This is a genomic window from Thiogranum longum (genome assembly GCF_004339085.1).
Taxonomy (GTDB): Bacteria; Pseudomonadota; Gammaproteobacteria; order DSM-19610; family DSM-19610; genus Thiogranum; species Thiogranum longum.
The window spans coordinates 2,025,619-2,049,233 of record NZ_SMFX01000001.1 but is presented as its reverse complement, the minus strand read 5'-3'; the positions used below and the strand labels follow the sequence as shown (position 1 = coordinate 2,049,233).

The following is a 23,615-nucleotide window of genomic DNA, read 5'->3' as shown; positions in this document are numbered from 1 at the left end:
TCAACCCTTGATCAGGCCGGAGAACCCCATGAACGCCAGCGACATCAGTCCTGCCGTCACCAGGGCAATGGCCGAACCCTGGAAGGGCTCCGGTACATCGGCTACCGCAATTCGTTCACGTATCGAGGCAAACAGGATCATCACCATCGAGAAGCCCACTGCCGCGCCAAACCCGTAGAAAGCCGATTCGACAAAACCAAAATCCTGCTGAACATTGAGCAGTGCAACACCGAGAACAGCACAATTGGTTGTAATCAGCGGCAGAAAGATACCGAGCACCTGGTAAAGCACCGGGCTGGTTTTATGCACCACCATCTCGGTGAACTGTACGACCACTGCAATAACGAGGATAAAGGTAATCGTGCGCAGGTATTCCAGCCCCAGCGGCGCCAGCAGGTATTCATTGGCAAGGTAGGCGCACACGGACGACAGTGTGAGTACAAAGGTTGTGGCGAGTGCCATGCCGGTGGCGGTTTCCAGTTTTCGCGACACCCCGAGGAACGGGCACAGGCCGAGGAACTTCACCAGCACGAAGTTGTTGACCAGCACGGTGCTGACGAGGATGAGGGCGATTTCGGTCATTTGCTTATGGTACTGCGATGGGGTGAGTTGGGGAAGTTTTTCAGCCTTTTTCCGGTGTGGTTTGTTGGTTCGTGGGGTAGGGTCGTCGAGGGGGTGTCCTGTTTCTGCCAGGTGATGATTTGCCCGCTCGCGAAACTCGCAGTTTGCGTTGTTGCGCAAACTGCTCAGACAGTCGCTCGCTTGACCGCAAAATGTCTGCGATGCTCGGCTGTATCAACACCTGGCAGAAACAGGACACCCCCTCGACTGGCACTGTGCAGGGTTCCGGCTTTACCGTCATTGCGAGCGTAGCGCGGCAATGACGGAATATCTGGGGTCGGAGTAAAAACTCCTCCGCAAAAGGTTGTAGTGCCGGGGTGACAAGGATTTCCGGCGATTCGGTGCAGCCGAGCATCGCAGCGGCATGTGGATGAAGCGAACCCTGTTTGAGCGGTTTCGCAGAAACCGCGAGTTTGGGTGAGCGCCACATGCCGCGAGAAGCGCAGGGAACCCGCGTAGCGGGCAAACCGTTGAGCCGGAAATCCTTGTCTCCCCGGCACGTTATACCCTGGCTACTTGACCCGCATGCCCGGTTCAGCCCCTTCATCCGGTGACAGGATAAACAGATCCTTGCCGCCCGGCCCTGCCGCCAGCACCATGCCTTCGGATACCCCGAAGCGCATCTTGCGTGGTGCCAGGTTGGCCACCATTACCGTCAGGCGGCCTTCGAGGTCTTCCGGTGCATAGGCACTCTTGATGCCGGCAAACACATTGCGGGTTTCGCCACCGATATCCAGTGTCAGTTGCAGCAGTTTGTCGGCTTTCTCCACGGCTTCTGCCTTGACGATGCGGGCAATACGCAAGTCCAGTTTGGCGAAGGTGTCGAAGTCGATGGTTTCGGCAACAGGTTCATCGGCCAGGGGGCCGCTGGCGGGTTTGTTTTCGGTCACTTTTAAATCCTCTTTTGAGGCTTCCAGCATGGCTTCGATAGCGGCAGGTTCAACGCGTTTTGCCAGGTGTTTGAATGTGTTCAGTGTCGCCGGGAATGCGGCCGGGTCGAGATCATTCCAGGTAAACGCTTGTGTCTTGCCAAACAATGCTTTTGCAACACGTTCGGTCAGCGTGGGAAGGATCGGCGTAAGTAGTATCGACAGCGTGTGGAAGCCGTGCAGGATGCGCGAACTGATGCGGTGCAGGTTATCCCTCTGTTCAGGGTCTTTGGCCAGCTTCCACGGCTCGTTGCTATCGAAGTACTGGTTGATGTGGTCGGCGAGTTTCATGATCTCGCGTATGGCCTGGCCGTACTCACGGGCTTCGTAGTGTTCCGCCACGTTGTCTGCCACGCCCAGCACATCGGCCAGGTAAGTGTCGCGTTCGCTGTCGTCGGCAATGGCCTTGTCGAGGGTCAGCAGTTCACCACCGAACTGCTTGACAATAAAGTTCGCGGTACGGCTGGCGATGTTGACGTACTTGCCGACCAGGTCGCTGTTGATGCGTGCGATGAAGTCCTCGAGGTTGAGATCGATATCATCCACCCCGCCGGATAATTTCGCTGCATAGTAGTAACGCAGGTATTCCGGGTCGAGGTGCTGCAGCCAGGTGCGCGCATTGATAAATGTGCCACGCGACTTGGACATTTTCTGTCCGTTAACGGTCAGGAAGCCGTGCGCGAACACGCGCGTCGGCTTGCGATAACCGGAACCGTCCAGTACGGCGGGCCAGAACAGGGTGTGAAAGCGCAGGATGTCCTTGCCAATGAAATGGTACAACTCGGCATCCGAGTCTTTGCCCCACCAGTCGTCGAAGTTCAGGCCCTGTTTGTCGCACAGGTTTTTGAAACTCGCCATGTAACCCATGGGCGCATCCAGCCACACGTAGAAGAACTTGCCGGGTGCGCTTGCGCCCTGCCCGCGGGTGTCGGGAATCTCGAACCCGAAGTAGGGCGCATCACGCGAGATGTCCCAGTCATTCAGTCCGGCTTCCAGCCACTCTTTCATCTTGTTGGCGACTTCCGGCTGGGTAGAGGTCTGCAGGTAGTCGTCCAGCATGTCGCTGAAGTCCGAGAGTTTGAAAAAGTAATGCTCGGATTCTTTTTCCACCGGGGTGGCGCCACTGATCACCGAACGCGGGTTTTTCAGTTCACTGGCGTCGTAGGTCGCACCGCACACTTCGCAGTTGTCGCCGTACTGGTCTTCGGCGCCGCACTTCGGACAGGTGCCCTTGATAAAGCGATCCGGCAGGAACATTTCCTTTTCCGGGTCGTAGTACTGTTTGATAGTGCGTTTGTCGATATGGCCGGCATCGCGCAGGCGCAGGTAGATCTGCTCGGCGAATTCACGGTTCTCGGGCGAATGGGTGCTGTAGTAGTTATCGAACGCGATATGAAACGCCGCAAAATCCGTCTGGTGCTCGACGTTCATTTTTTCGATCAGTGCTTCCGGCGTTATGCCTTCCTGCTGCGCGCGCAGCATGATGGGTGTGCCGTGGGCATCGTCTGCACACACGTAATAGCACGCGTGACCACACATTTTCTGGAAGCGCACCCAGATATCTGTCTGGATATATTCCACCAGATGACCGAGGTGGATAGAGCCATTGGCATAGGGGAGGGCGCTGGTGACCAGGATTCTGCGGGGCGCGGTAGACATAGTATTCCTGTATGAATCGATAGGTAACGGGTCATTATGCCAGATGTTTCCTGTTCTGGCTGAGGTGGTTACTGAACGGACCCCAGTGAATCCCGGCAAAAATCTGCCACCTGGCCCCGGTGCGGTGCCTTTTTATGGCGCCTTGCGCATGCCTGCGCCGAAGCCATAAAAAGGCGCCATGCCGGGGCGAGCCATCCGGATTCCCCCGCCTAAACCGTACAAAACGGGATGAAGACCGGTGGCCCCGAACTGTGTACAATCGCCGCTTCAAATTTTCAGTAATTTCAAGGCCGGACGGCCGGTTATTCAAGATCCAGAGGAACAGCATTATGGCTGAAGTCACCCAGCAGCAAGTCGAAAGCAAACTGCAGGAATATATCGATCCCTATCTGGAAACAGATCTGGTGTCCGCCAGGGCGGTTCGCAACATTATGATCGAAGGCGATCAGGTGGTTGTCGACATCGTCCTGGGATTCCCCACAGGGAGCTACAAGGATGAGCTGGCGGCGAAGCTGAAAGAAATGATCGAGTCACTGGACGGTGTGACCCAGGCGCGCGTCAACGTCAATACCGCGATCCAGGCCCATTCGGTTCAGAAGGGTGTGAAAACCCTCAGCGGCATCAAGAACATTATCGCGATAGCTTCCGGCAAGGGCGGTGTGGGCAAGTCCACCACCGCGACCAACCTGGCGCTGGCGCTGTCTGCCGATGGCGCTTCGGTCGGCGTACTGGACGCGGACATTTATGGCCCCAGTCAGCCACGCATGCTGGGCATCAGCGGTCAGCCGGATTCAAAGGACGGCCAGACGCTGGAACCCATGAAGAGCTACAACCTGCAGGTGATGTCCATCGGTTTCCTGGTTGACGAAGAGACACCGATGATCTGGCGTGGCCCCATGGTCACCCAGGCCTTGCAGCAGTTGCTCAATGACACCAACTGGAGCGGTCTCGATTACCTGGTTATCGATCTGCCGCCGGGCACCGGTGACGTGCAGCTGACGCTGGCCCAGCAAGTGCCGGTCAGTGGTGCGGTTATCGTCACCACGCCGCAGGATATCGCATTGCTCGATGCCCGCAAGGGTCTCAAGATGTTCGAAAAGGTCGAAGTGCCGGTTCTTGGCATTATCGAGAACATGAGTATCCACATCTGTAGCGAGTGCGGACACGAAGAACACATCTTCGGTGAAGGCGGTGGCGAGCGCATGTCCGAGCAGCACGATGTTGATTTCCTCGGCGCATTACCGCTCGACAAGAGTATCCGCGAAGAAGTCGATAACGGTCGTCCGTCAGTGGTTGCCGAACCGGAAGGTCGTATCTCACAGATCTACCACGATATTGCTCGTCGTACAGCCGCCAAGCTGTCGCAGAAGGCGAAGAACCACGCGGCCAAGTTCCCGCAGATCGTGATCCAGAACAACTGATCTTTTCCATCACGTACCGTTCTGTTCCACCACGTACCGTCATTTTCCATTACGTACCGTCATCCCGGCGCAAGCCGGGATCCAGTATCTTCAACAGGGATACCGGCATTCGCCGGTATGACGGAGTCGGAAATTTCCCGGGCAATTAACCCCGGCGCTTTTTGTGAGCACCGGGGTTTTTTTATGGCAGGATAGGAACCTATGAGTCTTGTATGGCAAAAACAGGCGGATGGTGTGGACTACCAGGTGCGCAGCGCCGGGCGCACCCTGCGCCTGTATACCAATGGTGTCTTCCACAGCCAGTACAACCCGACGCGCCCGGTTACCGGCAGCGTGTGGGACCTGCTGCTGGCGCCCGCGTTTTTTTACCAGCCCGGTGAACTGCAGCGTATCCTGGTGCTGGGTGTCGGTGGTGGTGCTGTAATCCAGAACCTGCGCCGTTTTGTACACCCACAACAGATAGTCGGGGTGGAGCTGAACCCGGTACACCTGTCAGTGGCAGAGCGTTACTTCGGTGTACAGGGTGACGACGTGCAGCTTGTCGAGGCCGATGCCATAGAATGGGTGCGCCAGTACCAGGGCCCCGCCTTCGACATGATCATCGATGACCTGTTTGGGGAAGTGGATGGTGAACCACAGCGAGCGATATATGCTGATGGTAAGTGGGCAGGTTCACTGCTGGCATTGTTGAGTGGTGACGGCGTCATCGTCAGTAATTTTGCCTCCGGCATCGAGCTGGAGGTTTCCGCCTATGTCTCACAGGCCTCCTGTCGTAACCGCTTTGTGTCGGGCTTCAACCTGACAACCTCGCAGAATTACAATAGCGTCGGCGCATTCTTGCGTCGTGCTGCAAGCACGCGCCAGCTGCGCGAGCGGTTGGCTGGGGTGGCAGAGCTGAACCCGCGCCGCCGCAACGGACTGGTCTACCGGATCAGAACACTGTTTGAGTAATCGACCATGAGTGATGAGACACCGTGCTACAGCAAGACTGACCTGCTGCAGCAAACCGCACGTATAAGCTGGCAGGAACTCGAACGGCACTTTGCCCGTGGTGTGGTGCTGCAGGTCGACCCGGCGCTGGACCTGGTTGAGGTTGCGACCCGCTTCGTCAACGACGATCGGGAAACGGTGGAAGGCTGGCTGACATCCGGTCAGGTGCGACACCTGCCGGATGATATTGCACGGGACTGGAATGCCCGTAATCCCGAATTATGGGCGGCAGTCGTGGCGCCCTGGATTGTGGTACAGGAACATGAAACCCGCCGAGCCGGGGGCATTGATACGCCTGCTTATTAATGTGTCAGCTTTCCGGCGCTAAAATACAGCTGAGTTATCCACAAATTCTGTGGATAACTCTGTGGAGTATTTAGCGGACAAACCTGTTTTTAACGGGTATTACAGTTTGTGCGTTAAATTGATCAAAAAGTAACCAATTCGTAATATAATTATTAAACAATAAGTTACAAGCTTATATTTACGTATGACAGAAAGTCAGGAAGGTTTGACACTAAGATTTTCAGTGACCTCACTTCGCTGTGTATAACATAGCACTTATATAGGTAAGGGTTATAACCCGGTCAAGACTTGCAGGAAGGCATTGTCATAAAATCGACGGACTGATTCTGGCGTTGTACGGGGCGTTTTGACAGCGTACCTTTGGCCCGGGCTGGCCAGAGGGAGAAAGGTTTTTATGGGTGTTTCGATATACGGATTGATGGGGGACGGGGGCCGTGGAGTGGTGAAGGAAATCTTTGCCGTCGTCTACGCGCCGAAAAAGAAAAAACGTCTGCCGGCCTCCTGTGTCCAGAAGATGGATTCAGAGTCGGCCGCCCTCGAAGCGTCAGACCCGGATCGCAAGCGCCACGCTGCAGTAGTAGCCGGGCCATCCACGTCGTCAGAAAGTCAGCAGATCTATTACCTGGTGCGTTGGCTGAACTGAACGGTGACCCCGATGACGTCATTGATCTATATCATGGCATTATTACCGCTCGGGATTGATGCTGCGCTATTGCTGCACGTTTCAGGAGATTAATCGGTTGCTTCAAATAGAAGAAAGTACACCCCGTGGTGTGGCCTGGCTGCGGCTGGGGTTCCGGCCATTTTTTCTTGCCGCCCTGGCATTTGGCGCAATCTCCATGCTGATCTGGCTGGGCGTGTTCGGTGGCTACCGTTCACTGCCACTGGCAGGGCTTTCCGGCATGGTCTGGCATGGACACGAGATGATTTACGGTTACAGCATGGCGGTGATTGCCGGTTTCCTGCTGACTGCAGTGCGTAACTGGACGGGTGTTGCCACATTGCGAGGCATACCCTTGTTGTTATTATTTTTGTGTTGGCTATTGGCACGCCTGCTGTTAGCCGTGGGGGATGCGGCATATCTCTATTACGCGGCTGTCTTCGACCTGTTGTTCAATACAGGCTTTCTGGTTGCCATTGCCGTTCCTGTGATGCGTACACGCAGTTGGGCCCAGGCCCCCATCCTGCTGAAAGCCGCCCTGATGGCCGGTAGCAACCTTCTGTTCTACCTTGGAGCGGGAGGGGCGCTGGAATCAGGCATCGTTGTCGGACTGTTTTCCGGACTGTACCTGGTGCTGGCGCTGATTCTGATGCTCAGTCGCCGTGTGTTGCCGTTCTTTATCGAGCGTGGTGTGGGCTATGCCGTGCAACTGAGCAATCGCAAGTGGCTCGATATCAGCAGTGTGGTGTTGTTTGTGGCTTTCTGGCTGGCGGATATTTTTCGCCCCGACAGTCTCCCGGTCAGTCTGCTGGCCATCGCGCTGCTGGTATTACATGCCATGCGCTGGGTTGGCTGGTACACGCCCGGTATCTGGAAAAAGCCACTGCTGTGGTCACTGTATCTTGCCTATGGCGCGATCATCGCCGGCTTTGCGTTGAAAGCTGCCGTCTATTTCCTTGACCTGTCGCCCTACCTGGCGCTGCATGCTTTCGCGGTTGGCGGTGTCGGCCTGATGACTGCGGGAATGATGTCGCGCGTAGCGCTGGGGCATACCGGGCGGGATATTATGGCCCCGCCAGCTGTCCTCACCCCGGTATTCCTGTTACTGGTGGCGGCGCTACTGGCGCGCGTCGCACTACCAATGATCGATGTTTCGCATTACCGCCTGTGGGTCGTGGTGTCACAGGGTTTGTGGATTGTCGCATTCAGCGTACTAACCCTGCGCTACTTCCCGATACTGACCCAACCACGCATTGATGGACAGGACGGTTAGGTGTCGTGGTAAAACCGCAGATACTTTCTGTTGTCGAGTCACCGGCGCATCCGAACTTCTCGGCGTTATACCGACGCCTGGGTTTTGAGGAGGCCAAACTCAATTCACAGCGCAAGGCTATCGGCCAGCTGAAAAAATCAAAACCGGCCTTCCTGGTGGCCGAGTTCAACTACGGTTATGCCAACAACTACGCCGGAGTCAATGTCAGTAACCTGGATACACTGCTGGCCAGCCTGCGACGCTATTCGCCGGAAACCCGTGTTATCGTGCTGGTGGAAAAGGCTGAGCTGCAATACGTGGATAAACTCGCGGCATTGTTCCCGCTCTACCGGACACTGGTGCTGCCGGTCTCGTCTCAGCAGATGACCGAAGTCCTGGGCGGAGAAGACACCAGTTGACGTACGTTACGGCGCCGCTGCATCGAGCAATTCATGCAGCTCTGCCAGTTCATCCGATGCCACCTCGCGAACCGAACTATCGCTGTCCCCGGTCATGGCCTGTAGCCGTTCGGCGGCTTGCGGCAACCCGGTAAGCATCAGGTAATGAGCTGCATCGGTGCGTATGCGCGGGTCTTCATGCTGGCTCAGTTCGAGCAATGCCGGCAGTTTTTCCTGCAAAACCGGACTGCCTTGCAGGTCTTCCAGTACTGCACTTATGCCGATACGCACGGTCAGTTCGGTCTCCGGGGCAGCGGCCAGGTGTAGCAGTGCATCGAGGTGTCGGGGGTTGTTACGGATAGTGTTGATGACCTTGCCCAGTTGCCCGTCCTTCAGCAAAGCGGCAAAACCATCGGACAGTCCGCTCTGGGAGCTGGCGTGCTGCGCCCATTCCGCCAACTCGGCAGGTGAATGCAGGCCTTCCAGTTCAAAGTCACCGATACGTATCCAGGGAACGCCGCGTGCGCCGTGCTGTTCGGCAACTTCCGGGTGGATTTCAATGTTCACGACTTCCAGCCGCCCGATTTTGCCGGATTTGACCAGTTCGGACAGCCCCTGCAGCACGGTCGGGCAGTAGGGGCAGCGGCTGGTCAGTAACAGCAGGGCATCGGGTACTATTGGCATCAGCGCGCAAACTTCCTCTTCAGTTCATCGTGTAGCTGGCGCGGGTAGCCGTTTCGCAGCAGTCTTTTCAGCGCGACACCGGGTTGCTCAATTACTGACGCCAGACCGGCAATATCCCGTTCACCAAGGTGTGCTGTAATAAATTGTTCTGCATGCGCGATAGCGGCCTCTACGTCGGTGAGTTTCTGGTTGAGTGCACTGGCGATCTGGTCCGGTGACAGGTCAAACAGGTCACGCAGTAACAATGCCCGCCGCCAGGATCGGGGTAACCGGGCCAGCGTGGCTGGTAGATGACGCTGGTATTCGACACTCCCGTCATTGACTGCAATCAGGTCTTCAACCCGCAGCACTTCGTCAGGTTGGTAAAATTCATAGATCGAGTCATCGTCGGGATCATAACCCTGCGATACCACGGTTTCCAGGCTGATATCCTGCTCGCGGCGGGCATGCCGGCGTACTTCTTCGTCAAGAATTTCGATGGCCAATTGGTATAGCCAGGCCCTGAACTCGATTGAGTCAGGTTTTTCCGCTTGTCGTTCCCAGGCGCTAACCACTACGCTGTCAACCAGTTCGTCCGGCTGGATATCGGTTGGCGACAAGTCACCGAGATTCTGCAAGTAGGTGATTTCATGCCGTGCAAAATCATAAAGGCCATCCAGGCAGGGTTCTACTTTGGAAAACCAGTCTTGCGGTTGCGCGTGACTTGTCGAAGTTGCAGTGGCGTCAGTCCCGGTTTTTGCCTTGCTGTCATGAAGCTCGCGCCGTCGGCTCTTGCGCTTCCACAGGTGCTCGTGCCGGATTCGGCTCTTGTGTCGAAGGGCCTGGCGTTCAAGCTCGGAGAATGCCTCGGTGATAGCGGTTACAGCGTTTTCCGCTTCCTCTTCTGCACTGAGTATGCGCCCCGGCAGATGGAGGGATAACCCGACCCGGTACAACTCCTTTCCACCGTGTTTCTGTACGGCACCGTGGAGGCGCAAGTCCTTGTTGGAAAATGTACTAATGCGTTTTTCCAGGTGCGCGATGCGTTCGTCTATCTGGTTACGGAGATCTGCTCGAGTGTCCTTGTCGATATTTCTGAAATCAATCCTGTATTGCATTCTCTCGTCCTCGTTGTCTGGTTGGCCCGCCTGTCTCCTAAATGCGGGTTGAGATCAGAAATTCAAGAGCTGTGGCGGCTTGTTTTTTCAGTTTGCTACCCGGTGTGCGTTTTCCTGAAGTTGTGGAAGAATCATTTTTCCTGATTTGTAGGATACAATGCGGGTACAAAATATTTCAGGAGAATGCTGCAGTGGAAAATATCATCAAGGTACTGGCCAATGGCCCGCTGTTGTGCACCGGCGATATCGAGGTGCTGGATGCAGATGGCAAGCGGCTGGAAAAGTCAGATGATGTTGCCTTGTGCCGATGTGGGCATTCAGCCAATAAACCCTTCTGTGATGGATCACATCGAGATGCAGGGTTTGAGGATGACGGTTGTTTTACCGATGACAAGCCAGAGCCGCTAACAGGTGACGGGCCGCTGGTGATTACCGTGCGGGAGAATGCGATGCTGATTGCAAACGGGCCGATGACTATCAGCAGTGCCGATGGTCACTGTACAACCACACGCAATAAGGTGGCATTGTGTCGTTGTGGCGAGTCGGCCAGGAAACCGTTTTGTGATGCCAGCCACAAGCATTGCGGTTTTACCGGTTAACGGGTTGATGTGCAGTGGTTTCCGTGGCGTCTTTGTTGTACTTCCAGCGCTTGTACATCCATAGCCAGTCTTCGGGATGGCCGATGATCTGCTGTTCAACGGCGCGGATATAGCGTTCCATCAGTTCGCCTTCGGGCATGCTCCACGGCGGGGTGCCCAGTAATTCAAAACGTACCCGGTAATGGCCGCGTCTGGTGCGGGTCACATGGGTAAACAACAGTGGCATTTCCAGTATGCGCGCCAGTTTTTCGATACCGGGGTAGAAGGCCGTGTCCTGGTTGAGAAAAGTCGCCCAGTATTTTTCTTCATGCGGCTGGGGTCCCTGGTCGGCGAGCACCGCAACAATGCTGCGTTCACGGGTAAAGCGCAGCAGTCGCGGCAGTGCGCGTTGGGCCGAAATCATTTTTCCGCCGAAACGTTGCCGTGTTTCGTTAAGCATTTTTTCGATGCCGGGATGGTTGAGTGGTTTGTACAGGGTTGCCAGTGGTGCAGACATGCACAGTGAACTTGCCATCTCCAGCCACTCCCAGTTGCCCTGGTGGGCGGCCACAGCGAGCACCTTGCCGTGTTTGTCGAGTAGTTGATCGAGAAGTTCCGGATTGTCGAATTTCACACGGCTGCGCAATCCGGCTTCAGATATGCGCTGCGCATGTATGGTTTCGAAGAGGACGTGCAGGGCATTACGGTATGATTTCGCGGCGATGCGTTTAAGGTTTTGTTCCGGCAGGTCCGGAAAGGCGCGTTGCAGATTGTCCCGGGTTAGCGTGCGTTCCAGGCGAACCACGTAATAAAGCAGCAGGAACAGCGTGTCTGCTACCACATAGAGCAGCGGCAGCGGCAGCCAGGCCAGGCCGCGAATCAGCAAGACGAGTGCGCGTTCAACAGGTTTTTCGGGTTGATCCCCAGGCATGGGGCGGATTATGGCATGCTTTTCCAACGGAAAAGCGTTGCAGCGTGAACGGATGTCCATTGGGTGGTCCGTGCAACAGGGCTATAATCCCCGCTTATGAAATTCCGTTCTACAAGTCTTCTGATGATCTGTGCACTGCTGATGACTGGTTCGGTCAGCGCCTATGGCACGCGTAACTGGCTTGGCGCCAACCAGCATTTCAGCAAGGACCAGCAGCACCACCGCAACGAACGTGGTTACAACCATATGCTCGGCGCCCGTCGTACGACTATCCACACGGAAGATGATCGGACCGGCTGGATGTACGAGGGTGATCTTCGCAACAACAATGCGAGTGGCCGCTACCACTGGAAAAAAGAAGAAAAGCGTCGTTATTGACTGGCTTTCTGTTCGACGTGGCTTGTCAGAAAACGCCACAGGGCACCACTTGGACGATCGTCACCGGTGCGTGAATAATACAGTGCCTGGTGGTCGTGCATGTTGTGTTCCAGGTGGTACCTGGCTTCCTCTCTCCCGCAAAACAGGATCTGGTCGCTGGGACCAAGCGGTTCGTTCATTTCCGGGAGCAGTACGGATTGATCTTCACGCTTGATCAGCAAGGGGACGCAGGGCAGGGTGACATCCCGGTCGCGCGGGTCGCTGCAGATATGTGACAGGCGTACTTCTTCGCCACGAATCAGACAGTCAAAGACCGCTGGCGTATTCAAGGGCGAAATTTCTGCCGCCCAGGTTTCCGGGGCAATATCTTCCACTACACCGGCAACGCGACTGACCAGTACATTGGCCCAGGTTTCGTCCTGGTCGTGTGCCAGTTTAAGAAAATCTTCCAACAGGGGGGCAAGGATCAGGTTGATAATATACTGGGCCGTGATAGTCCCTGGTTGCATCACCAGGTCGGGGCGGGCCGCCTGGAAGATCGCATCATTGCTGCGGTGGTTTTGCCTGATCACGGTAAACAGTTCCGGGTTAAGCGTTTTCGCGGTGATCAGTATGGACAGGTTATTGGTGTCGTTATCGGTGCCGGCGATAACGCCGTTTACGCCTTTAATGCCGGCCAGGAGCAGGGTGCCGGCTTCCGTCCCGCGGCCTTCGATGGCACCCTCCGGTGCATCGGTCAAGCCGAGATCGGCCTCGATAATGCGGGTGTCCACGCCTTCAACGGCCAGGTGTTTCCTTACAGCTTTGCCAAAGCGTCCGTAACCGCACATGATCCAGTTGCCGTGGGGCGGGTTCCTGAAGTCAGACAGTGGTGCATTATGTACACCGGTTATCCATTCGTACACAAGGTACATGCTGGGTGAGTGGAACATCATGGCGAAACGCATACCGAAGATCTCAAACGGGTCAACCACATGGTCGGTACCGAAAGAAGCCATATTGGCGGCAGTATCCGCCGCATCCGACTGACAGATGACCGTCAACTCCGGCGCCAGCAATTTGCTGGTAATGGCAATCGTAAGGTTGCAGGTATCGCTGCCGGTGAGGGCGATAACGCCGATACAGTTCGACAGTTTCAGGCCTGCGGTAATCAATGCATCCGCTTCAGTTGCGTCGGCGTGAAGACCCGGTACAGAATAGGCCAGGTCTTCCACATCGAGATCAAGAACCTTGTTCTGGTTGCTGTCGATGACCACACACTGCATGCCACGATCATTCAGCTCCCTGACCAGCCAGCTACTGGCATCTCCGTAGCCGCAGATAATATGGAAGGGCTCCTGCAGTCTCCTGACCTTGCGCGCCAGTGCTGACTGCGCCAGTACCCGGCGGAAGCTCTGGTCCTGGATCAGGGTGAGGATAGAGCCGATGGCATACAACCAGGAGACAACCGCGGCATAGATAATGACAGTGGTCCACAAGCGCTGAGCATCGGTGAACGGGTAGGGTATTTCACCAAAACCGATGGTGGAACCAAGAAAGCTGACAAAGTAAATGGCGTGAAAGAAATCCATTCTCCAGGGGTTGCCCTGGTCATCCATGCCGGGTATCAGTGTCATGCCGATGATAGAAATGGCATAGGTGGAGATCAGTACAATAAGCGGCAGGCGCATACGCCGCAACAACAGGTAGATGACTTTTTGCATCGGCCCGGCTAGCGGCGGAAGGTGATCGATTCGATAACCAGCAGGATGACCGACACCAGGTTGGCAAGCAGTGCGCCACCCGACATGGAAACAATGCTGGCTACCGCCATGGGGGTCAGTCCGCTATCGCTGATATGGGCCGCGTAACCCCATACCAGTGCCGCGGTGATCAGCTGCAGGTCGGCCACCAGGCTGGTGGCCAGTAACAGTGCACCGATGTGTGCCCGGTCACCGAATTTCATAATGGTGGCGATCAGGCTGACAGTCAATGCCGCGAACAGCTCGTAAGCGTTGTGATGAATCGGGTCATCGAGTTCGCCGATGAAGAAGCCAAAGTTCAGGGTCAGCGCAAGGATGGAAAAGAAAGCAAATATGACTTTTTCGAGATTCATGACCGGGGTTGGCTCCTTTTATTCTGGTTTGTCCGCAAGTGTAGCCGAAATCGCTTACAGCAACAGCTCTGTACAGGGTTCGCGGCTTCCGGGTCGTCCAGTTCAATACGCGGCGCCAGGGTTTCGACGGGTTTGAACAGAGATAGCCGAGGCCCGGCGTGTCGCTCAGGGAAGATAAAGCGTAAAACGTCCACCGCCGTTGATGCCATCATTGCCGGTAGTAAAGAATCCCTGCCGGTCATCATGCCGGTGCAGTGCAGCGATGGTGGCGGCAAAATAGAGCCCCAGCCCGGTACTGCCGGACCTGAAGCTGATGGCGGGGGTACCTTGTCCCTGCTCGTGCAGCATGGAGGGAGGGAAGCCGTTGCCATCGTCCTTGACATACAGGGTGAGGTAACCGTTTTCACGCCCGGCACCGATGTGTATACGGCTACGGGCATATTTATAGGCATTGTTGATCACGCTGCTGATGAGTCCACTGACCAGTTCGTTGTCGAAAAAGCCCTGCAGGTCATCATTGCAATCCATTTCAATGTCAATACCTTTCAGTGCCAGTAACCCTTCGTTGTCGAGCAGGCATTCCTCCAGTACATCGCTGGCGTCGTTCTCGGTAATGTTGGGTGTGTAGCGGGATTCATTAATGCGGTACAGGGTCAGTACCTGTACCAGGTTTGAGCTGAGGCGTTTTCCTTCATAGCGCAGTTGCGAGAACTGGTCGCGTGATGCGCAACTGTCGGGACTGCAGCGTGAATCTATTTCATCGAGCGCCGCAAGCAGCATGCCGACCGAGTTTTTCATGTCGTGCACAGCGTTGGCGAGGATGATGTTAAAGTCCGGTTTTCCCGTGTCGTCGCTCATATCACGTTTCCGTTCAGGCAGGTTCTGCATCGGTATCGTTTTCAGCCGGGAGGCTGGCAGCCAGTTCACGGCAGGTATTGAGCAGCCGGTTATGGCGTTCGCGGTGCATTTCGCTGTTTCCGGCGGCCTGTATAAACCCCAGCGCCTTCGCCAGTGTCTCACGGCCAGGGACCGTATCGCGCATCAGGCGTATCAATGACTGTGCGGCATTCAGGTTGACCACAGGGTTGTGTGGCATACCGTGTGCGGCGCGGGTGAATAATTCAATTGAAGCTTCCACATCCCCGTCCTTCAACAGCTTCACGCCTTCGTTGTTGATGGCGATAATTTCCTTGCGGGTGGTTTCAATCAGTTCGCTGATGGCATCACCGGAACCGGCTTCATCATACAGCTGTGTGATTTTCGCCAGAACAGCGTCATCGTCCTCATGGTCACAGATGAGCTGGCGGATGATAAGGTCGGCGTCTTCCTGGCGATTGTGCGCAAGGCAGGAATGGGCCAGAGATAAACCGATATCAGCAGAAAGCAGCCCCGGTTGCTGTGCGGCGATAGACAAGGCATCGGAGAGTGCGCCGGCACTTTCGTTTTTGTTACCCATCGTAGTGTAGATGCTGCTGCTGACCGTAGCGGCTTCCAGTCTTGCCAGCGAGCTGTGATCGAATTCGCGGTTGATAGACTGTGCGACACGCAGTGCTTCGGCAGATGACTCTTTTTGCACCAGCACCCGCGCCAGTGCCGCATAGTCGGCGGGTTCACGCAGGATGGAGCCTTTGCCGATGCGAATGGCTTTGCGACATGCAGCCTCGGTTACTTCGATGTCTTCATTACGATCAGCCAGTTCAGCAAGTGCACGTTGTCTCGGTAAGGACTGTGGCGAACGTTCGACACCCTCCATCAAAACCTGCTGTGCTTCCCCGTGTTCGCCTAGCCGGTCGCGGGTTTTTGCCAGCCAGTCGTAGGCGGCAATGAACCCTGGGTTACCCGCCAGGATCTTCTCAAACAACCCGGCAGCACATGGATAGTCCTGGCGGAAGAAAGCAATGCGACCCATGTCGAAACGGGCCCAGGGCAGTTCGCGGCCGGCCAGTACGGCTTCGCACAGGTTTCCGGCGCGTTCATAGTCACCGGCACGAATCAGCAGGTCGCTCTTCAGCTTGTAGAGTTCAAAGCGGTATTTATTGTTGTCTTCAAGGTGACGGTCAATGAGCTCGATGGCGGCAGGATATTGTTTGCGGTCCATTGCGCGTGTGATGGTGCGCAGCTCATCCTGTTTGCGGACAAATTTTTTCAGTCTGACCTGCAGGCTGACCCTGGTGACCGGCTTGGAGATATAGCCATCCGGCTGGGTTTCCATGGCGCCCATGACCATCTGGGCACTGGTTTCGGCCGACACCATGATAAACGCCGAACTGAACGGCAACAGGCTACGGTGACGGGCTTCTTCCAGCACCTGCTGGCCGTTCTTGCCTTCACCCAGGTTGTAGTCACAGAGAATAATGTCGTAACGACTTTGCTGCAGCTTTTCGATGGCATCATCGCCATTGCGGGCGGTTTCAATACGCTCCGGTTGCCATGGGATGAGCATGCTGCGCAGGGTCGAGCGCATCTCCGGAAAGTCATCGACGATGAGGATCGTCCTGTGTTTGAGGCTCCATATTGCCATGGCTGCTGGTTGCGTCCGGTTCGTCCCTGTCCGTGCGGCTGGGCCGCGTGAAGATGATTATATCGGTTACAATCGGCCTATGTTGCGATTCACTGAACTTTCCCTGCGGCGCGGACCGCGTCTTCTGTTCGAGCAGGTTTCCCTGCAGATCCATCCCGGCTACCGGGTTGGCCTGACCGGCGCCAACGGAACCGGCAAATCCAGCCTGTTTTCACTGATTCTGGGTGAGTTGCACGTCGATACGGGGGAGATTTTTGTGCCGCGCAACTGGGTAATCGCCCACGTGGCGCAGGAGGCGCCGGCGGGTAATCGCGCCGCCATCGAGTATGTGCTGGATGGTGACCGGGAATTGCGTGAACTTGAGCGGCAACTGGTGATTGCCGAGGCGGCGGATGACGGTGAGCGGATCGCCGAATTGCATGCCAGCTTTGAGTCCGTTGGTGGTTACCAGGCGCGAAGTCGTGCTGCGCGCCTGATGCACGGGCTGGGATTTTCCGTTAATGATGATAATCGTGCGGCCAGCGAGTTCTCCGGCGGCTGGCGCATGCGCCTGAACCTGGCGCAGGCGTTGATGTGCCGCTCCGATTTGTTGTTGCTCGACGAGCCTACCAACCACCTCGATCTGGATGCGGTGATCTGGCTGGAAAACTGGTTACGCGGCTACCCGGGTACATTGATGCTGATTTCCCATGATCGTGATTTCCTCGACAGTGTTACCGACCATATCGCGCACATCGAACAGCAGCATATCGTACTGTATGCCGGCAATTACTCGGCATTCGAAGTCTACCGTGCCGAAAAACTGGCCGGTCAGCAGGCACAGTACGCCAAACAGCAGCGCGAGATTGCGCACATGCATTCCTACGTCGAGCGTTTCCGTGCCAAGGCGACCAAGGCGCGCCAGGCACAGAGCCGTTTGAAAGCGCTGGAACGTATGGAAAAGATTGCGCCGGCACATGTCGATTCGCCTTTCCATTTTACCTTGCCTGCGGCGGAGAAAATGCCGGATCCGTTGCTACGGCTTGACGGGGTTGCAGCGGGTTACGGCAACACCACCATCATCAGCGGTGTGAACCTGGGGCTGTCGCCCGGTGACCGCATCGGTCTGCTCGGGCCAAACGGTGCAGGTAAATCGACACTGATCAAACTGCTGGCGGGTGAACTGGCCGCGCTGACCGGTGACTACCTGCCGGCACAAGACCTGAATATCGGCTATTTTGCCCAGCACCAGATCGAACAGCTGGATCCTCAACATAGCCCGCTCGATCACCTGCAACAGCTGGATCCACTGGCGCGGGAACAGGTGCTACGCGATTACCTGGGCGGTTTCGGTTTTGTCGGTGACCAGGCACTGGCGCTCACCGGTCCGTTTTCCGGCGGCGAAAAATCCCGCCTGGCGCTGGCGCTGCTGGTTTACCGGCGGCCCAACCTGTTATTGCTCGATGAACCCACCAACCACCTGGACCTTGAGATGCGCCAGGCACTGGCCACGGCGTTGCAGGATTTTGAAGGTGCCATGGTGCTGGTGTCGCACGACCGGCACTTGCTGCGAGTGTGTTGTGACCGGCTGCTGCGCGTACACGACGGTACGGTGGACGAATTTCCGCTGGGGCTGGATGACTACCCGGGGTGGCTGGCAGAGCAGACGCGACAGGTGTCGCCTGCCAGTGATCCGGAAGATAGCTCGTCCCGTAATGCCGGTACGCGCAAGGAGCAGAAGCGCCGTGAAGCCGAGCAGCGCAAGCAGTTACAACCGCTTCGCAAAAAGGTCGACAGGGCCGAGTCGCGGCTGGATATCCTGCATGCGCATCAGCAGACGCTGGAACAGCAGCTTGCCTCGCCTGAACTCTACACCGATGAAAACCGCGACCAGCTGAAAACCCTGTTGCGCGAAAAGGCAGAAGTCGACCGGGCTTGTGAAGCAGCCGAGGCCGACTGGCTGGAAGCGGCCGAGTTGCTGGAGTCAGCTACCACAGACGCAGAATAATATGCCCCTGTTCCGGGGCTGCTTTACTTTTCCAGGTTTGTTACCAGACGTTGCGGCGCACCTGCGTCAATTTGTCGCATAAGTTGATCTACATCAATAAGGCAAGGTTGGTGCAGCCGCATAATATCCGCGCCCTGACAGGAAAAATGCTGCCAGATTGGCAGATCGCGTTATTCAGATCAGGATGTTTGGCCACTTATGGGTAAACCGCTATGGAAGAAAAGGCTGTCACAAATCGCCACGGCTTCACCCGTAATCTTCATAGTGGCAAGTGTGCTGCTGGGTGTTCTGCTCTGGGGCGGCTTCAATACCGCGCTCGAACTCACCAACACCGAAACGTTCTGCATTTCCTGCCATGAGATGCGTGACAACGTCTATAAGGAATACCGCAAGACCATCCACTACCGGAATCGCACCGGTGTACGGGCAACCTGTCCGGACTGCCATGTGCCACGTGACTGGGTGCACAAGGTAGTGCGCAAGATCGCGGCCACCAACGAGTTGTATCACTGGATGGCGGGTTCTATCAATACGCGCGAAAAGTTTGTCGCCAGGCGCTATCAACTTGCGCAGCATGTGTGGATGGGTATGAAACGAACTGATTCGCGCGAATGCCGCAACTGCCATGATTTTGAAGCTATGCAGCTGCCACGCGGCACAAAAGTCGAAGAAGACCGTCACTGGCGCGCCAATATGGAAGGCAAGACCTGCATCGATTGTCACAAGGGCATAGCACACCAGCTCCCCGAAGAGTTTCTGGAAATCGAACACGCACGCATCGAAGAGGAAAAAGTCCCCTGTTACCAGTGTCACGCTGATATGCAACGACCGCCGGATGATGACTGGGATGAATGAACGAGGGAGGCTCTTGTTAATGCGTCATTACGGGTACCTTACCCTTACGGGTCAAGGCATCGCAATGACGTGAATGCTGAATTAACCAGAGGTTCCCTGGATGTCTGTATGAAGGTAAGCGAAATAGAAGATCAACGAAATATTGTAATCAGGAGGTGCATCATGGGAGGTCAAAAATGCTGAGACACAACAAGGTCGCTGTGCCATTGCTGGGCGGTTTGCTTACGCTGCTTTTTAGTGCGAGTCAGGTCGCTGTTGCGGATGCAGCGCTGGTTGCGAAGGGCGAGGAGCTCTACAACCAGAACTGCTCGGTGTGCCACCAGCCGGACGCCATTGGCAAAACAGGGTTTGCGCCATCGCTGGCAAACCCGGAGTTCCTGAGCATTGCTTCTGACAAGTTTCTGATGAGTACCATCCGTGATGGCCGAGTAGGGACGGGCATGCCGCCCTTCTCGCATCTCGGGCGCGATTCGATCAAGGCGATTGTTGCCTATTTGCGTTCACACGAGAAAGGTCCCAACCAGGCCGCCAAGGTAGACGCACAACCCGAGGCACATGGCGACCCGAGGCTTGGTGAGCAGTGGTATGACTACATCTGTTCAACCTGTCACGGTATGTCGGGCGACGGTTATGCCGCCGGTGGTACCGGCACGGCTATCGGCAAACCCGGTTTTCTGCACAAGGTGTCTGATGGATTTATTCGCACCACGATCAAGAAAGGGCGTTCCAATACCCGCATGCGTGGTTTCCAGGGGTCGGACGGCCTGGCAAATCTTTCTGATCAGGAAATCGACGACATCATCGTCTACCTGCGCAGTCTGTCGAAATAATCAGGAGGCAAGAGTATGAAACGTTTTAAAATGACACGAAGGAACTTCCTCAAGGGAAGCAGCTTCATTACTGGTTCGGCAGCTGGATCAAGCCTGTTTATCGGTGTAAACCCGGAGCTTGAAGCAGCGCCTGCTGCATCGGCCGGAGATACCGCCACGCGCACCACGGCGCTGGCGCAATGCCCCTACTGTGGCGTGGGCTGCGGCACGGTTATACAGGTGGAGAATGGCAAGATTGTTTCCATGCGTCCCGACAAGGACCACCCGACCAACTATGGTCTGCAGTGCATCAAGGGCCTGACCGCCGCCGAGCCGATCTATGTGGATCGCATGGAGGGTGACCCCTATGTACGCAAGGATGTCTGGGCCGAGTGGAAAAAACCCGGACACGGTGACCTGGAGTATGTGACAAAGACCAAGGGGTCGTTCGATGACGAACACTTTGTCCGCGTGCCCTACAAGGAAGCCTCCGAAATGGTGGCGCACAAAATTGCGCACCTGGCGAAAAAATACAGCGGTAACTCGATCGGCCTGTACGGTTCCGGCCAGCTCACCATGGAAGGCCAGTACCTGGAAAACCTGTTTATGAAAGGTGTGCTGGGTTCCAACACCATCGAGGCCAATGCGCGTATGTGTATGACATCCGCGGTCACCGGCTACTTCGCTACGCTCGGTTCCGATACGCCGCCACTGGCCTATGATGACATCGAGATGTGCGACATGATCATGCATTTCGGACATAACGCCCGCGAGTCACACCCGATCATTTTCTGGCGTGCGGCCGACTACAAGAAGAAGGCGGATATCCCGACCGTCGTGGTCGATCCGCGGCGTACGGGTACGGTCATGGGTTATGAGGACATTGATCCGGATAACTCCGTGCACGTGCCTATCCTGAATGGAGACATCAGCTTTCTGAATTCGATCGCACATGTTCTGCTCGCAGAGCACCCGGATGTGATTGACTGGGATTTCCTCAAGGCGCATGTCAAAGGCTGGGAGGCCTATGTTGATGGTGTCAAGAAGGACTACAGCCCGGAACAGGTACAGGACCGCATGGGTGGCCCCAATCACGATGTGTCACCGGAGTTGATCCGTCGCGTCGCAAGCATGTTCGCCGACGCGACCCGCAAGCGGCTTGCGCGCAGCAAGGGCAAGCAGAGCGGCAAGGGTTACGGCGGTGTCATCATCATGTGGGGCATCGGTTACAACCAGCACATTCACGGCCAGCACAACGTTATTTCCATTGTGAACCTGCTGACGCTGACCGGTAACCTGGCCAAACCGGGCTGTGGTCCATTCTCCATGACCGGCCAGCCCAATGCGATGGGTGAGCGCTTCACCGGTGGTCTGACCGGGCGTTTGCCGTTCAACGAGCCCCTGAAGAACGACAAGCATCGCCTGCACATGGCCAAGCACTGGCGGGTGCCGGAAGCGAACCTGAAAACCGCCATGAACTCCGAGAATCCTGGCATGGCTGTAGGCATGATGGAGCGCGTCCTGAAGGGAGAGGTAAAGGCCATGTTTATGGTCTATGCCACACATATCGACCTGCCCGACCAGGAGAACCTGGTAAGACCGGCGCTGAGCAAGATCTTTACCGTGGTGCAGGAAATTTATCGTCATGCACCCAATAACCTGTACGCCGACGTAATCTTCCCGGCAGCAACCTGGGGTGAAGTCAACGGGGTGTACATCAGTTCCGAGCGGCGTATCAATATCTGCGAACAGGCGGCAATGCCACCCAAGGGTTGCCTGCCAGATCTCGATCTGGTGGTGCACAAGGGCAAGGAGATTGCCAATCTGCTGGGGATGGATGGCGACAAGATCTTCCCCTGGAAGACCGACAAGAACGGCTTTATCGACACCGAGGAAGTGTTCCGCGATGTATGCCGCGCTTCAGCCGGGACCGATACTGATCTTACCGGCATCCTCGAGCGCGAAAAGCTCGATGGTCTTTCACCGTATGAGCAACTCAAGCAATTGCGTGGTATCCAGTGGCCGGCGCCGACCTACGAGATTGCCAAGAATGGCGGCACCAAACGTCGTTACATGATGCAGGAAGGGCAGTGGGAGAACCGGCCCTACGGGTATTTCCGCACCAGGGATGGCAAGGTGCACATGAAACTGTGCCAGCAGGACTACAGTAATCGCGAGGAACTGACGCACAAGCTGATGGAGTTCGGTACGAAGAAGGATCACTACACCATCGATCATATGGATCTGATCAAGGAAGCACGCGACAAGGGTCTTACGCCGGATCTGCCGGACGAGAAGTTCCGTGGCCGTACCTGGGACAAGGTTCCGAAGGATAAATATCCCTACTGGTTCGGTCTTGGCGTGGTGTACGAGCACTTCCATACCGCCAAGTCCAACCGCAGTCCGACCACGCGACGACTGGTGCCGGAAATGTATGTCGAGATGCATCCCGAGGATGCCAGGGAGCTCGGCATCAAGGACGGCGACAAGGTGCGTGTCGTTACACGACGCGGCCAACTTGAAGCGCGTGCGCAGGTTGGTACCAACAGCCTGGTTAAACCGGCGCGTAACAACGTACCGCGGGGGTATATGTTCGGTCCCTGGAACCTGTCGGTGGCTGACAGCGCGGTGCCGGAGAAGAACAAGTGGCTGGCGAATCGTGTTACCAGTCGCGTGTGGGATCCGGTGTCCGGGCAGGTGGACTTCAAGAAGTCCGCAGCGCGTATCGAGAAGATCTAGTGAGTAGGTCTGGTGAGTAACGATATCCCGTCATTGCGAGCGAAGCGCGGCAATCTCCCGAGGCCTTGCACCCTGTCATGGAGATTACCTCGCACTGCTCGCAATGGCGGGTGAATCAGGTCGGGTTTAACATGCAACGCAGAACGTTTATCAAATCGATCGGTGTAGCGGCTGCAACAGCCACTGCACCGGTTGCGTCTGCAGCCATGCCCAAACGCTCCTCGTTGCGCTACCTGCGTCCACCGGGTGCAGTTGCGGAAGACGAGTTTCTCAGCCGTTGCATCCGTTGTGGCCAGTGTGGAGAAGCCTGCCCCAACCGCTGCATCAGTTATTTTGGCATGGGGAATGGTCTGGCTTCGCTGGATACGCCTTATATTATCCCGCGTGAAAAGGCCTGCATCCTGTGTATGAAGTGTGGTGATGTGTGCCCCAGTGGCGCCATTCAGCCTATTGTACGTGAACTGGAGCCAATCCTTGAAGGCGTTCGCATGGGCCATGCCGTGGTCGATAAACGCCTGTGTCTGTCATACCAGGGCAAGACCTGCGGTGTTTGTTACCGCGCCTGCCCGCTGCAGGATGTTGCCATCACTGTTGGATTACTGGAACAACCACATGTCACTGACAAATGCGTGGGATGTGGGTTGTGTGAGCGTTCTTGCATTCAGATGCCGCAAGCAATTCGTATTGTCCCTGACTACGGGTAA

The 23,615-nt window shown here is 56.1% G+C and carries 22 protein-coding genes; 13 read left to right on the top strand and 9 right to left on the bottom strand.

Annotation, left to right across the window (positions count from 1 at the left end; all coding sequences use genetic code 11):
* Positions 1 to 582, bottom strand: a complete 582-nt coding sequence (gene rsxA, locus DFR30_RS10095) for an electron transport complex subunit RsxA (protein WP_132972856.1) — start codon at positions 580 to 582, stop codon at positions 1 to 3.
* A 551-nt stretch (positions 583 to 1,133) separates the two neighbouring features.
* On the bottom strand, positions 1,134 to 3,209 hold the full coding sequence (gene metG, locus DFR30_RS10090; protein ID WP_132972854.1) for a methionine--tRNA ligase: 2,076 nt from the start codon (positions 3,207 to 3,209) through the stop codon (positions 1,134 to 1,136).
* 329 nt (positions 3,210 to 3,538) lie between these two features.
* Here metG and apbC point away from each other — a divergent pair, with 329 nt between their 5' ends.
* The 6 genes from apbC to DFR30_RS10060 all read left to right on the top strand — a co-directional run bounded on the left by apbC (position 3,539) and on the right by DFR30_RS10060 (position 8,258).
* On the top strand, positions 3,539 to 4,630 hold the full coding sequence (apbC, locus tag DFR30_RS10085) for an iron-sulfur cluster carrier protein ApbC (RefSeq protein WP_132972852.1): 1,092 nt from the start codon (positions 3,539 to 3,541) through the stop codon (positions 4,628 to 4,630).
* A 201-nt stretch (positions 4,631 to 4,831) separates the two neighbouring features.
* On the top strand, positions 4,832 to 5,581 hold the full coding sequence (locus DFR30_RS10080; protein WP_132972850.1) for a spermidine synthase: 750 nt from the start codon (positions 4,832 to 4,834) through the stop codon (positions 5,579 to 5,581).
* A gap of 6 nt (positions 5,582 to 5,587) precedes the next feature.
* Complete coding sequence (locus tag DFR30_RS10075; RefSeq protein WP_132972848.1) at positions 5,588 to 5,926, top strand: DUF2288 domain-containing protein; 339 nt, start codon at positions 5,588 to 5,590, stop codon at positions 5,924 to 5,926.
* Positions 5,927 to 6,320: 394 nt separating this feature from the next.
* Positions 6,321 to 6,569: a hypothetical protein gene (locus DFR30_RS10070; RefSeq protein ID WP_243640721.1), complete on the top strand. Its 249-nt coding sequence runs from the start codon at positions 6,321 to 6,323 to the stop codon at positions 6,567 to 6,569.
* 97 nt (positions 6,570 to 6,666) lie between these two features.
* Entirely contained in the window at positions 6,667 to 7,860 is a 1,194-nt protein-coding gene (locus DFR30_RS10065; RefSeq protein WP_243640720.1) for an NnrS family protein, read from the top strand.
* Between the two features lie 5 nt (positions 7,861 to 7,865).
* Entirely contained in the window at positions 7,866 to 8,258 is a 393-nt protein-coding gene (locus tag DFR30_RS10060) for a hypothetical protein (RefSeq protein ID WP_132972844.1), read from the top strand.
* 6 nt (positions 8,259 to 8,264) lie between these two features.
* Here DFR30_RS10060 and DFR30_RS10055 read toward each other — a convergent pair whose 3' ends face one another.
* Both DFR30_RS10055 and DFR30_RS10050 read right to left on the bottom strand, forming a co-directional pair.
* Positions 8,265 to 8,921 carry a HEAT repeat domain-containing protein gene (locus DFR30_RS10055; RefSeq protein ID WP_132972842.1) on the bottom strand — a complete coding sequence of 219 codons (657 nt, stop codon included), beginning with the start codon at positions 8,919 to 8,921 and terminating at the stop codon, positions 8,265 to 8,267.
* Positions 8,921 to 10,018: an HPF/RaiA family ribosome-associated protein gene (locus DFR30_RS10050; protein WP_132972840.1), complete on the bottom strand. Its 1,098-nt coding sequence runs from the start codon at positions 10,016 to 10,018 to the stop codon at positions 8,921 to 8,923. Before DFR30_RS10050 ends, DFR30_RS10055 begins: the two co-directional genes overlap by 1 nt.
* A 191-nt stretch (positions 10,019 to 10,209) precedes the next feature.
* Here DFR30_RS10050 and DFR30_RS10045 point away from each other — a divergent pair, with 191 nt between their 5' ends.
* Entirely contained in the window at positions 10,210 to 10,617 is a 408-nt protein-coding gene (locus DFR30_RS10045; protein ID WP_165869168.1) for a CDGSH iron-sulfur domain-containing protein, read from the top strand.
* Here the strand turns inward: DFR30_RS10045 and DFR30_RS10040 are convergent.
* On the bottom strand, positions 10,607 to 11,587 hold the full coding sequence (locus DFR30_RS10040; protein ID WP_132972836.1) for a lysophospholipid acyltransferase family protein: 981 nt from the start codon (positions 11,585 to 11,587) through the stop codon (positions 10,607 to 10,609). The genes DFR30_RS10045 and DFR30_RS10040 overlap by 11 nt on opposite strands.
* 63 nt (positions 11,588 to 11,650) lie before the next feature.
* On the opposite strand from DFR30_RS10040, the gene DFR30_RS10035 reads away from it, so the two are divergent.
* Positions 11,651 to 11,905 (top strand): hypothetical protein, encoded by a 255-nt coding sequence (locus DFR30_RS10035; protein ID WP_132972834.1) that lies wholly within the window; start codon positions 11,651 to 11,653, stop codon positions 11,903 to 11,905.
* On the opposite strand, the gene DFR30_RS10030 is transcribed toward DFR30_RS10035, so the two are convergent.
* The 4 genes from DFR30_RS10030 to DFR30_RS10015 form a co-directional block, all read right to left on the bottom strand.
* Positions 11,899 to 13,608 (bottom strand): potassium channel family protein, encoded by a 1,710-nt coding sequence (locus tag DFR30_RS10030; protein ID WP_132972832.1) that lies wholly within the window; start codon positions 13,606 to 13,608, stop codon positions 11,899 to 11,901. The two genes, DFR30_RS10035 and DFR30_RS10030, sit on opposite strands and share 7 nt — an antisense overlap.
* Positions 13,609 to 13,616: 8 nt before the next feature.
* Positions 13,617 to 14,000 carry a DUF6394 family protein gene (locus DFR30_RS10025; protein ID WP_132972830.1) on the bottom strand — a complete coding sequence of 128 codons (384 nt, stop codon included), beginning with the start codon at positions 13,998 to 14,000 and terminating at the stop codon, positions 13,617 to 13,619.
* Between the two features lie 165 nt (positions 14,001 to 14,165).
* On the bottom strand, positions 14,166 to 14,858 hold the full coding sequence (locus DFR30_RS10020; RefSeq protein ID WP_165869167.1) for a sensor histidine kinase: 693 nt from the start codon (positions 14,856 to 14,858) through the stop codon (positions 14,166 to 14,168).
* A 13-nt stretch (positions 14,859 to 14,871) separates the two neighbouring features.
* The gene (locus DFR30_RS10015; protein ID WP_132972826.1) at positions 14,872 to 16,521 is read right to left on the bottom strand and encodes a tetratricopeptide repeat-containing response regulator; all 1,650 of its coding nucleotides are present in this window, start codon (positions 16,519 to 16,521) and stop codon (positions 14,872 to 14,874) included.
* Between the two features lie 79 nt (positions 16,522 to 16,600).
* Between DFR30_RS10015 and DFR30_RS10010 the strand changes: the two genes are divergently transcribed.
* The 5 genes from DFR30_RS10010 to DFR30_RS09990 all read left to right on the top strand — a co-directional run bounded on the left by DFR30_RS10010 (position 16,601) and on the right by DFR30_RS09990 (position 23,615).
* Positions 16,601 to 18,508 carry an ATP-binding cassette domain-containing protein gene (locus DFR30_RS10010; RefSeq protein ID WP_132972824.1) on the top strand — a complete coding sequence of 636 codons (1,908 nt, stop codon included), beginning with the start codon at positions 16,601 to 16,603 and terminating at the stop codon, positions 18,506 to 18,508.
* A gap of 198 nt (positions 18,509 to 18,706) precedes the next feature.
* Positions 18,707 to 19,363, top strand: coding sequence for a NapC/NirT family cytochrome c (locus DFR30_RS10005; RefSeq protein WP_132972822.1), 657 nt, complete (start codon positions 18,707 to 18,709; stop codon positions 19,361 to 19,363).
* A 176-nt stretch (positions 19,364 to 19,539) separates the two neighbouring features.
* Positions 19,540 to 20,193 carry a c-type cytochrome gene (locus DFR30_RS10000; RefSeq protein ID WP_132972820.1) on the top strand — a complete coding sequence of 218 codons (654 nt, stop codon included), beginning with the start codon at positions 19,540 to 19,542 and terminating at the stop codon, positions 20,191 to 20,193.
* Positions 20,194 to 20,208: 15 nt separating this feature from the next.
* Positions 20,209 to 22,911: a molybdopterin oxidoreductase family protein gene (locus tag DFR30_RS09995; protein ID WP_132972818.1), complete on the top strand. Its 2,703-nt coding sequence runs from the start codon at positions 20,209 to 20,211 to the stop codon at positions 22,909 to 22,911.
* Positions 22,912 to 23,042: 131 nt separating this feature from the next.
* Entirely contained in the window at positions 23,043 to 23,615 is a 573-nt protein-coding gene (locus DFR30_RS09990) for a 4Fe-4S dicluster domain-containing protein (RefSeq protein WP_132972816.1), read from the top strand.

Coding starts and splice junctions, on each gene's coding strand:
- DFR30_RS09995 (WP_132972818.1), top strand. CDS start 20,209: ATGAAACGTTTTAAAATGACACGAAGGAACTTCCTCAAGGGAAGCAGC.
- DFR30_RS10005 (WP_132972822.1), top strand. CDS start 18,707: ATGGGTAAACCGCTATGGAAGAAAAGGCTGTCACAAATCGCCACGGCT.
- DFR30_RS10075 (WP_132972848.1), top strand. CDS start 5,588: ATGAGTGATGAGACACCGTGCTACAGCAAGACTGACCTGCTGCAGCAA.
- DFR30_RS10040 (WP_132972836.1), bottom strand. CDS start 11,587: ATGGACATCCGTTCACGCTGCAACGCTTTTCCGTTGGAAAAGCATGCC.
- DFR30_RS10050 (WP_132972840.1), bottom strand. CDS start 10,018: ATGCAATACAGGATTGATTTCAGAAATATCGACAAGGACACTCGAGCA.
- rsxA (WP_132972856.1), bottom strand. CDS start 582: ATGACCGAAATCGCCCTCATCCTCGTCAGCACCGTGCTGGTCAACAAC.
- apbC (WP_132972852.1), top strand. CDS start 3,539: ATGGCTGAAGTCACCCAGCAGCAAGTCGAAAGCAAACTGCAGGAATAT.
- DFR30_RS09990 (WP_132972816.1), top strand. CDS start 23,043: ATGCAACGCAGAACGTTTATCAAATCGATCGGTGTAGCGGCTGCAACA.
- DFR30_RS10070 (WP_243640721.1), top strand. CDS start 6,321: ATGGGTGTTTCGATATACGGATTGATGGGGGACGGGGGCCGTGGAGTG.
- DFR30_RS10010 (WP_132972824.1), top strand. CDS start 16,601: ATGTTGCGATTCACTGAACTTTCCCTGCGGCGCGGACCGCGTCTTCTG.
- DFR30_RS10080 (WP_132972850.1), top strand. CDS start 4,832: ATGAGTCTTGTATGGCAAAAACAGGCGGATGGTGTGGACTACCAGGTG.
- DFR30_RS10035 (WP_132972834.1), top strand. CDS start 11,651: ATGATCTGTGCACTGCTGATGACTGGTTCGGTCAGCGCCTATGGCACG.
- DFR30_RS10030 (WP_132972832.1), bottom strand. CDS start 13,608: ATGCAAAAAGTCATCTACCTGTTGTTGCGGCGTATGCGCCTGCCGCTT.
- DFR30_RS10015 (WP_132972826.1), bottom strand. CDS start 16,521: ATGGCAATATGGAGCCTCAAACACAGGACGATCCTCATCGTCGATGAC.
- DFR30_RS10055 (WP_132972842.1), bottom strand. CDS start 8,921: ATGCCAATAGTACCCGATGCCCTGCTGTTACTGACCAGCCGCTGCCCC.
- DFR30_RS10025 (WP_132972830.1), bottom strand. CDS start 14,000: ATGAATCTCGAAAAAGTCATATTTGCTTTCTTTTCCATCCTTGCGCTG.
- metG (WP_132972854.1), bottom strand. CDS start 3,209: ATGTCTACCGCGCCCCGCAGAATCCTGGTCACCAGCGCCCTCCCCTAT.
- DFR30_RS10020 (WP_165869167.1), bottom strand. CDS start 14,858: ATGAGCGACGACACGGGAAAACCGGACTTTAACATCATCCTCGCCAAC.
- DFR30_RS10000 (WP_132972820.1), top strand. CDS start 19,540: ATGCTGAGACACAACAAGGTCGCTGTGCCATTGCTGGGCGGTTTGCTT.